This is a genomic window from Nocardioides sp. (assembly GCF_016462705.1).
GTDB lineage: Bacteria > Actinomycetota > Actinomycetes > Propionibacteriales > Nocardioidaceae > Nocardioides.
In genome coordinates this window covers 1-8,520 of sequence record NZ_JAEMSS010000177.1, presented here as the reverse complement: position 1 = coordinate 8,520, position 8,520 = coordinate 1, and the positions used below count along the sequence as shown (strand labels likewise).

The 8,520-nt window shown below is 72.9% G+C and carries 8 protein-coding genes and 1 pseudogene; 5 read left to right on the top strand and 4 right to left on the bottom strand.

Features of this window, described 5'->3' with window-relative positions:
• Nucleotides 1–140: 140 nt before the first annotated feature.
• The gene (locus JHD21_RS18100; RefSeq protein ID WP_292678006.1) at nt 141–893 is read right to left on the bottom strand and encodes an ABC transporter ATP-binding protein; all 753 of its coding nucleotides are present in this window, start codon (nt 891–893) and stop codon (nt 141–143) included.
• On the bottom strand, nt 890–2,476 hold the full coding sequence (locus JHD21_RS18095; RefSeq protein ID WP_292678004.1) for an HlyD family efflux transporter periplasmic adaptor subunit: 1,587 nt from the start codon (nt 2,474–2,476) through the stop codon (nt 890–892). The genes JHD21_RS18100 and JHD21_RS18095 overlap by 4 nt, the downstream gene beginning before the upstream one ends.
• Before the next feature lie 138 nt (nt 2,477–2,614).
• Here JHD21_RS18095 and JHD21_RS18090 point away from each other — a divergent pair, with 138 nt between their 5' ends.
• The gene (locus tag JHD21_RS18090) at nt 2,615–3,337 is read left to right on the top strand and encodes a response regulator transcription factor (RefSeq protein ID WP_292678002.1); all 723 of its coding nucleotides are present in this window, start codon (nt 2,615–2,617) and stop codon (nt 3,335–3,337) included.
• Nucleotides 3,337–4,899, top strand: coding sequence for a HAMP domain-containing sensor histidine kinase (locus JHD21_RS18085; RefSeq protein WP_292678000.1), 1,563 nt, complete (start codon nt 3,337–3,339; stop codon nt 4,897–4,899). Before JHD21_RS18090 ends, JHD21_RS18085 begins: the two co-directional genes overlap by 1 nt.
• Here the strand turns inward: JHD21_RS18085 and JHD21_RS18080 are convergent.
• The gene (locus JHD21_RS18080; RefSeq protein WP_292677997.1) at nt 4,783–5,673 is read right to left on the bottom strand and encodes a LysR substrate-binding domain-containing protein; all 891 of its coding nucleotides are present in this window, start codon (nt 5,671–5,673) and stop codon (nt 4,783–4,785) included. The two genes, JHD21_RS18085 and JHD21_RS18080, sit on opposite strands and share 117 nt — an antisense overlap.
• Nucleotides 5,674–5,742: 69 nt before the next feature.
• On the opposite strand from JHD21_RS18080, the gene JHD21_RS18075 reads away from it, so the two are divergent.
• From JHD21_RS18075 to JHD21_RS18065, 3 genes are read left to right on the top strand one after another with little or no spacing between them, the layout of a single operon-like run.
• The gene (locus tag JHD21_RS18075) at nt 5,743–6,945 is read left to right on the top strand and encodes a thiolase family protein (RefSeq protein ID WP_292677995.1); all 1,203 of its coding nucleotides are present in this window, start codon (nt 5,743–5,745) and stop codon (nt 6,943–6,945) included.
• A complete protein-coding gene (locus JHD21_RS18070) occupies nt 6,942–7,604 on the top strand; it encodes a 3-oxoacid CoA-transferase subunit A (RefSeq protein ID WP_292677993.1) in 663 nt (220 codons plus the stop codon). The genes JHD21_RS18075 and JHD21_RS18070 overlap by 4 nt, the downstream gene beginning before the upstream one ends.
• On the top strand, nt 7,601–8,239 hold the full coding sequence (locus JHD21_RS18065; RefSeq protein ID WP_365696321.1) for a 3-oxoacid CoA-transferase subunit B: 639 nt from the start codon (nt 7,601–7,603) through the stop codon (nt 8,237–8,239). Before JHD21_RS18070 ends, JHD21_RS18065 begins: the two co-directional genes overlap by 4 nt.
• A 4-nt stretch (nt 8,240–8,243) precedes the next feature.
• On the opposite strand, the pseudogene JHD21_RS18060 reads toward JHD21_RS18065, so the two are convergent.
• A pseudogene (locus JHD21_RS18060) lies at nt 8,244–8,520 on the bottom strand (hypothetical protein); the annotation flags it as partial.

The window sequence follows — 8,520 nt, the reverse complement described above, 5'->3', positions numbered from 1 at the left end:
GAACCGGCTCGAGCCGGTTCCGACCGCGACCAGGATGATCACCGCGGCGACGCCGATGAGGATGCCCAGGGTGGTCAACGCCGAGCGGGTCTTGTTGGCCGTCACGCCCTGCCAGGCGAAGCGGGCCGTCTCCTGGACGTTCATGCCGGCGCTCCGGCCTGCTGCCAGCGGGGTGGTGGCTCGTGCACCTCGGCCTGGCGGACGTCGGAGACGATCTGGCCGTCGGACATCTGGATCACTCGCTTGGCGTGCGCGGCGACCTCGTCCTCGTGGGTGATGACCACGACGGTGCGACCGCCCACGGCCAGCTCGTCGAAGAGCGCCAGGACGTCGGCGGTGCTGTGGCTGTCCAGCGCGCCGGTCGGCTCGTCGGCGAGGAGCAGCACGGGTTCGGTGACGATCGCGCGGGCGACCGCCACCCGCTGCTGCTGGCCACCGGACAGCTCCGAGGGCACGTGGTGGCCACGGTCGGACAACCCGACCCGGGCGAGCGCGGCTGCGGCCCGTTCGGCCCGCTCGGCCGAACGGACCCCGGCGTAGGCGAGGGGGAGCTCGACGTTGCGCTGTGCCGAGGTGCGGGGGATCAGGTTGAAGCTCTGGAAGACGAAGCCGATCTTGCGGTTGCGGACCAGCGAGAGCCGGCTCTCGTCGAGCCGCCGCACGTCGATGCCGTCGAGCAGGTAGCGGCCCGCGGTGCCCACATCGAGGCAGCCGATGATGTTCATCAGGGTCGACTTGCCGGACCCCGAGGCGCCCATGACCGCGACGTAGTCGCCGTGGTCGATCCGCAGGTCCACCCCGTCCAGGGCGCGCACCTCGATGTCGCCGTGGCCGTAGACCTTGGTCAGGCCGGTCAGCGCCACGGCGTACCGGCGACGACGGGCCTCGGTCATCCGAGCCCCCCGAGCCCGCCGCCGCCGGGGAAGGTGAAGCCACCTGTGGAGGCCGCCTGCTCGGGCAGGACGACCACGTCCCCCTCGGCGAGTCCGTCGAGGACCTCGGTGAAGCCGTCTCCCTCGAGACCGGTCACGACCTCGACCGTGCTGGTGGTGCCGTCCTCGGCCCGGACCGTGGCCGTCGTGCGGCCGCCGATCGTCGTCAGGGCGCTGCTCGACACCCGCAGGACACCCTGCGTCGAGCCGGTGGTCACGACCACCTGCGCGCTCTGCCCGAGCTTGACCCCGGTGGCGCCGTCGAGGGTCACGGTCACGCCGTACTCGACGACGTTGTTGGTGATGGTCTCGACAGTGTCGACCGCGGTCACCGTTCCCGAGAGCTCCTCGTCCGTGGCGGACAAGGTGATCGTCGCCGGCTGGCCGACCTCCACGTCGGCGATGTCGGCCTCCGCGACGTCGGCGGTGACCTGGAGGAGCTTGGTGTCGGTCAGCGTGACGAACCCGCTGCTCGACGTGGACGTCGACGTCGAGTCCTCCGATGTGGTGCTCGAGGAGCTCGAGGTGGCCGACGACGGCTCCCCGACCGAGCCGTTCACGGCGGCGACCGTTCCGGCCGCCGGCGCCCGCAGGATGGTCTGCTCGAGAGTGGTCAGGGCCTGGTCGACGCCGACCTGGGCGCTGTCGACCTGGGCCTGGGCCGCCTCGACCGTGCCGTCGCGGGGCGGCTGTCGGTTGACCGCCACGCTCGCCTTCGTGGATGCGAGGCTCGCCTGGGCCGAGGTCAGCGACCGGCGCATCGACGTGACGTTCTGGCGCGCCTGGAGCAGGGTCGACTCCCGGGTCTCGCGGGCCAGGGTCAGGGCGGTGCGGGCCGAGGTCACCGCCTGCTGGGTCTCGGCCGTCGGGTTGGCCGAGTGGGCGTCCTGCGCCTGCTCGAGGTCGTCCTCGGCACGGCGCACTGCTGCGTTCTGCTGCTGCCTGGTGAGCGTCAGGCTCTGCCGGGCTCCCGCCAGGCTGCTCCTGGCCGTGGCCACCGCGATCTCCGCCTGGCGGATCGACTGGGCGTCGACCGCCCTCTCCTGCGCGGTCTGTCCCTGCACGGTCGTGGCGTACGACGCCCGTGCCGAGGCCAGGGACGCCCGCGCCGTGCGCAGCGACTGCCGCGCCGCGGTCTGGTCGACGCGGGCGAGCACCTGCCCCCGGCGGACCTTGTCGCCCGCCTTGACGTAGATCTGGGTGACGATCCCGCCGCTGCCCTCGAAGTCGGCGTTGGTCGTCCGTCCCGATGCGATGTTGCCGTTCGCGGACACGGTCGAGGTCACGTCGCCGATGCTGACGGTGGTCGTCTGTGCCTCGGCGGTGCCACCGTCGTCGCCGGAGCCGCGCACCGTCCACGCGGTGACGGCGGCCACCAGCAGGACCGCGAGCACGATCACCCCGTTGACGACGACGCCCGAACGGCCACGCCACCGGGATCGCCGCTCGAGGGGATACTCGTCGTCGGGCTGGGGGTCTGGGTCGCCGTCGTCGAGATCCTCCTCGTACCCGGGGAGGACGTGGGTGGGGTTGTCGGGGCTCACGTGGCAGAGGCTGGCCGGGCAACCTACGACCGCCCTGGGACCGGTCTGCCAGTTCGCTGGCAGTCCGCCGCCGTTTCACAGGGAACTCCCAGCGTCCTCCGAGGCCGCTCGCAGGTCGCGGCCTCAGGCTCGGCGAGCATGGGGACCATCGCGCCTGATCCCGCGGCGCCGGACGTGCAGATCCTGGTCGTGGAGGATGAGGCGCCGATCCTCGACATGCTCTCGATGAGCCTCGGGTTCGTCGGCTACCGCGTCCTGCGCGCGAGCAAGGGATCCGAGGCGCTCGGCCTGGCCAGGAAGCACCGGGTCGACCTCGCGCTGCTCGACGTGATGCTGCCCGACACCGACGGTTTCGCCCTGCTGCGCCGACTCCGCTCGGTCAACCCGGACATGGCTGCCGTGTTCGTGACCGCGCGGGACGCCCTGGAGGACCGGATCGCAGGGCTCACCCTCGGTGGCGACGACTACGTGACGAAGCCCTTCTCCCTCGAGGAGGTTGTGACCAGGGTCGGCGTGGTCCTGCGGCGTACGCATCCCCTGACGGGGGAGCGCCCGGTGAACCGCCTCACCTGCGCCGACCTGGTCCTCGACGAGGACCAGCACCAGGTCTGGCGAGGCGGTGTGCGCGTGGACCTGTCGCCCACCGAGTTCTCCCTGCTCCGCTTCCTGATGCGCAACGCGGACCGGGTGATGACCAAGGCGCAGATCCTCGACCACGTCTGGCACTACGACTTCGACGGCAACGCCGGCGTGGTCGAGTCCTACATCAGCTACCTGCGCCGGAAGGTCGACGCCGTCGAGCCACCGCTGATCCACACCGTCCGTGGGGTGGGCTACGTGCTACGGACCAGGTCGGGGTGATGGCCGGCGTCGCGACGGGCATCTCGATCCGGGCCCGCCTCGTGCTGGGCATGGTGCTCCTGGTCGGCGTCGGCCTCACCGTCGCCAACGTGACCGGGATCGTGCTGCTCCGCGCCTACCTCGTCGACCGGGTGGACGACCAGGTCGGCTCCATCCCGTCCGGGCCCGGCGCGGCCGAGACTCCTCCGGCCGAGGACCCCGGGACCGAGGACCCACCAGCCACGGCGCCGCAGCCCGATGACCTGTGCGCCAACCCCCAGGACCCGCGCGGGCTCCGCAGCGACTTCGTCCTCCTGGTCCTCGACGCCGCGGGCGCCGTGGCCTGCTCGCTCGGGCCGGACCTCGGCGACGCCGCACCCGACCTGACGTCGGTGCCGCCGACGACCAGCGACCTGGTCACCGTCCCCTCCCTGGACGGCGAGGACAGGTGGCGGCTGCGCGTCGTCAGCGAGGAGACGACCGGCGAGCGACTCGTGTTCGCGGTGTCGCTGGCGGACGCGGACGCCACGGTCGGGCGGCTGACCCGGATCGCGGTGCTCATCAGCGCCCTGGTGCTGGCCCTCACCGCTGCGGCCGCCTGGCTCATCGCCGGGCTGGGGTTGCGACCGCTCACCCGGATCGAGGACACCGCCGAGCGGATCGCCGCGGGCGACCTGTCCGAGCGGGTGCCCTCGTTCCGGGAGCGGACCGAGGTGGGGCGTCTCGCGGCTGCGCTCAACGGCATGCTCGGCCAGATCGAACGGGCCTTCACCGCCCGGACCGAGTCCGAGGGCACTCTGCGCCGGTTCGTCTCCGACGCCAGCCACGAGCTGCGGACGCCGCTGGCCACGATCCGCGGGCACGCCGAGCTCTGGCGCAACGGCTTCATGCGCGAGGGGCGCGACCTGGACACGCTGGTCGGCCGGATCGAGTCGGAGTCGACGAGGATGGGGGCGCTGGTCGATGACATGCTGCTGCTGGCGCGCCTCGACCAGGCCCGGCCCCTCGACCGCCGCCCTGTCGACCTGCTCAGCCTGGCGACGGAGGCCGTCATCGATGCCAAGGCCCGTCAGCCGGAGCGAGCCATCACGATGACGCACGCTCCGGGTGAGCAGCCACCGGTGGTGACGGGCGACGAGGCCCGGCTACGGCAGGTCGTCACCAATCTGCTCGAGAACGCGCTGGACCACACCCCGGTGACCTCGGCGATCTCGGTGTCGGTCGACACCCGGCACGAGACGGTCGAGCTCTCCGTCACGGACGCGGGCCCGGGGATGCCGGCCGAGGTGGTGCCGCGGGTGTTCGACCGCTTCTACCGTGCGGATCCTGGCCGGGCGCGTGGGCGGGGCGGCACCGGGTTGGGTCTGGCGATCGTCAGGTCGCTGGTCCGGGCTCACCACGGCACGGTGGGCTGCCGGAGCTCGGCCGGTGGCACGACGTTCCGGGTCCGCCTGCCGCGGCCCGGGTCACCGGCGCTGAGCGACGGACCGACCGATGAGCTCGACGACCCGCCGGGTGGCCGGCCGGGCGTCATCCGCACGGACGGCCACGCAGAGGTCGATCGTCGGCGCTCCTCGCAATGACACGTAGCGGACGCCTTCGAGGCTGAGGGTCCGCACGGGCTGTGGGACCACGGCGACGCCGAGACCCGCCGCCACCGACACGACCAGCGTGGACGTCTCCGACACCTCGACCACGCCCGGCGGGGTGAAGCCCGCGTCCGAGCACGCGGCCAGCACCACCTCGGTGAGGCTCGACGCGCGTGCCGACGGGTGCATCACGAAGGTCTCCTCGGCGAGCTCGGGCAGGGTGAGGCGCTCCCGGCCGGCGAGGCGGTGGTGCGTGGGCAGCACCGCGACGAGCCGCTCCCGCCGGAGCAGCGTCGTGCGCACCCCGCGACCGGGGTCGACGGGTCGGGTGACGGCGACGTCGTAGGTTCGGTCGAGGAGCCCCTGGACGAGGGCGGGAGCCAGCAGCTCGCCGTGCACGTGCAGGTCGAGTCCGGGCAGCTCGGTGTGCGCGAGCCGGGCGACCCGGGGCAGCAGGTCGTACGTCGCGGTGCCGACGAAGCCGACCGACGACGTCCCCATCCGGCCCTGGGCCAGGAGCCGCAGGTCCTGCTCGGTCCGCCCGACGGCGTCCAGCAGCTGGCGTGCCCGCTCCACGAGCAGGTCCCCGGCCTCGGTGAGCTCGAAGCTGCGGGTCGACCGAAGGACGAGAGGCGTCCCCGCCTCACGCTCGAGGACCTGGAGCTGGCGGGAGAGCGCCGGCTGCGCGATCCGCAGCCGTTCAGCCGCCCGCCCAAAGTGGCGCTCCTCGGCGAGGACCACGAACGAGCGAAGACGGTCGAGGTCCATTCATCCAGATTATCAATCCATACCTACTCAGCCTTGGAGGGAATAAGCGATCCGGCCTACGCTGGCGAGATGACCGAGGCCTTCCTCTACGCCGCCAGCAGGACCCCGTTCGGCAGGTTCGGTGGGGCGCTCGCGCAGGTGCGTCCCGACGACCTCGGCGCCGCCGCGGTCACCGCGGTCCTGGCCAAGGCCCCTGGGCTCGACCCCGAGATGGTCGGCGACGTCGTGTGGGGCTGCGCCAACCAGGCCGGCGAGGACAACCGCAACGTCGGCCGGATGGCGGTGCTGCTCGCCGGGCTGCCGGTCTCGGTGCCGGCGGTGACGGTCAACCGGCTGTGCGGCTCGTCCCTGGACGCCGCGATGCAGGCCTCGCGCACCGTCGAGACCGGGGACGCCGACGTCGTCCTCGCCGGAGGGGTCGAGTCGATGACCCGGGCCCCGTGGGTGCTGCCCAAGCCGTCGCGGGCCTACCCGGCCGGCAACCTCACCGCGGTCTCCACCACGCTGGGCTGGCGGCTCGTCAACGACCGGATGCCCGCGGAGTGGACGGTCTCGCTGGGCGAGGCCAACGAGCTGCTGGCTGACCGGTTCGGGATCTCCCGGGAGCGTCAGGACGAGTTCGCGGTGCGGTCGCACACGCTGGCCCACGCGGCCTGGGAGTCCGGCTTCTACGACGACCTGGTCGCACCTCTCGACGACCTCGCCCGCGACGAGCGGATCCGACCCGACTCCACGGTCGAGACGCTGTCCGGGCTCAAGCCGTCGTTCCGCCCGGACGGCACGATCACGGCAGGGAACGCCTCGCCGCTCAACGACGGCGCCTCCGCGCTGCTGATCGGCAACGAGGCCGCGGGCCGGGCCAGGCTCGGCGGTCTCGAGCCGCTGGCCCGGATCGCCGGTCGCGGCACGCACGCGCTGGCCCCGCAGGACTTCGGCTTCGCCCCCGTCGAGGCGGCGGAGAAGGCGCTCGCCCGGGCCGACATCTCATGGGCCGACGTCGGCGCGGTCGAGCTCAACGAGGCGTTCGCCGCGCAGTCGCTCGCCTGCGTCGACGCCTGGCAGGAGCGAGGACTGCGCGACGCCGAGATCGTGAACGCCTGGGGCGGGGCGATCGCGATCGGCCACCCGCTCGGCGCCTCCGGCGGCCGGATCCTCGGCACCCTCGCGCACCGGCTGCGGGAGACCGGCGACCGCTGGGGCGTCGCCGCCATCTGCATCGGGGTCGGTCAGGCCCTGGCCGTGGTGCTCGAGAACCCGGTCGGCACCGCATGAGCCGGACCCGGTTCTTCGACGAGGCCGGGGCCGCGGTCGCCGACGTCGCCGACGGCTCGACCGTGCTCGTCGGCGGGTTCGGCATGGCGGGGATGCCGGTCGCCCTCATCGACGCGCTCATCGACCAGGGCGCCACCGACCTGACGGTCGTCTCCAACAACGCCGGCAACGGGGACACCGGTGTGGCGGCGCTGCTGGCCGAGGGCCGGGTGCGCAAGATGGTCTGCTCCTTCCCCCGTCAGCACGACTCGTGGGTGTTCGACGGTCTCTACCGCGAGGGGAAGGTCGAGCTCGAGCTGGTCCCCCAGGGCAACCTCGCCGAGCGGATGCGCGCGGCCGGGGCCGGTATCGGCGCGTTCTTCTGCCCCACCGGGGTCGGGACCCCGCTGGCGGAGGGCAAGGAGACCCGGGAGATCGACGGCCGCACATACGTCCTGGAGCACCCGATCCGCGGCGACGTCGCGCTCATCGGCGCGCACCGGGCCGACCGGATGGGCAACCTGGTCTACCGCAAGACCGCCCGCAACTTCGGGCCCGTCATGGCCACCGCGGCGACCACCGTCGTCGCCCAGGTGGGCGAGGTCGTCGAGGTCGGCGGCCTCGACCCCGAGGCCGTGGTGACGCCGAGCATCTACGTCGACCGGGTGGTGACCGTGTGAGCCCGTCCAGGCCCTTGACCAAGCAGAAGATGGCGGCGCTGGTCGCCCGGGACATCCCGGACGGGGCGTTCGTGAACCTCGGCATCGGCCAGCCCACCTCGGTCGCGGACCACCTCGCTCCCGGGACGGGAGTGGTGCTGCACACCGAGAACGGCATGCTCAACATGGGCCCCGCGGCGGCCGTGGGCGAGGAGGACCCGGACCTCACGAACGCCGGGAAGCAGCCGGTCACGGAGCTGCCCGGCGCTTCGTACTTCCACCACGCCGACTCGTTCGCGATGATGCGCGGCGGTCACCTCGACGTGTGCGTGCTCGGTGCGTTCCAGGTGTCCGCGACCGGTGACCTGGCCAACTGGCACACCGGTGCGCCCGACGCCATCCCGGCCGTGGGTGGGGCGATGGACCTGGCCATCGGCGCTCGCAGCGTGTTCGTGATGATGACGCTGTTCGCCAAGGACGGGTCGCCCAAGCTGGTGCCGGAGTGCACCTACCCGCTGACCGGCGTCGGCTGCGTCGACGTCGTCTACACCGACCTGGCGACGTTCGACCTCACGCCCGACGGCGTCGTGGTGCGGGAGACCTTCGGCATCACGCCGGCCGAGCTGGCCGGCCGGCTCGACGTCCTCCGGTCCTAGGGGACTAGGGAGCGCCGGCCCCCGGGCCGGCCGACGGTGTCGGCTCGTCGCTCGCCGACGGGCTGGCTGAGACCTCCGGCTGGAGAGGCGTCGTCGGCTCCGGCGTCGTCGGGTCCGGCGTCGTCGGGTCGTCCGACGGCGGCGGAGGCGGCGGCAGCGTCGGCGTGGGTGTCGGCTCGGTGCTCGGCGTGGGCTCGGTGGTCCCCGTGGGCTCCGTCGGCTCCGGGGTCTGGATGGCCGGCGGGGTCGGCTCCGGATCCCCGGCGGGGCCGACGGTCACC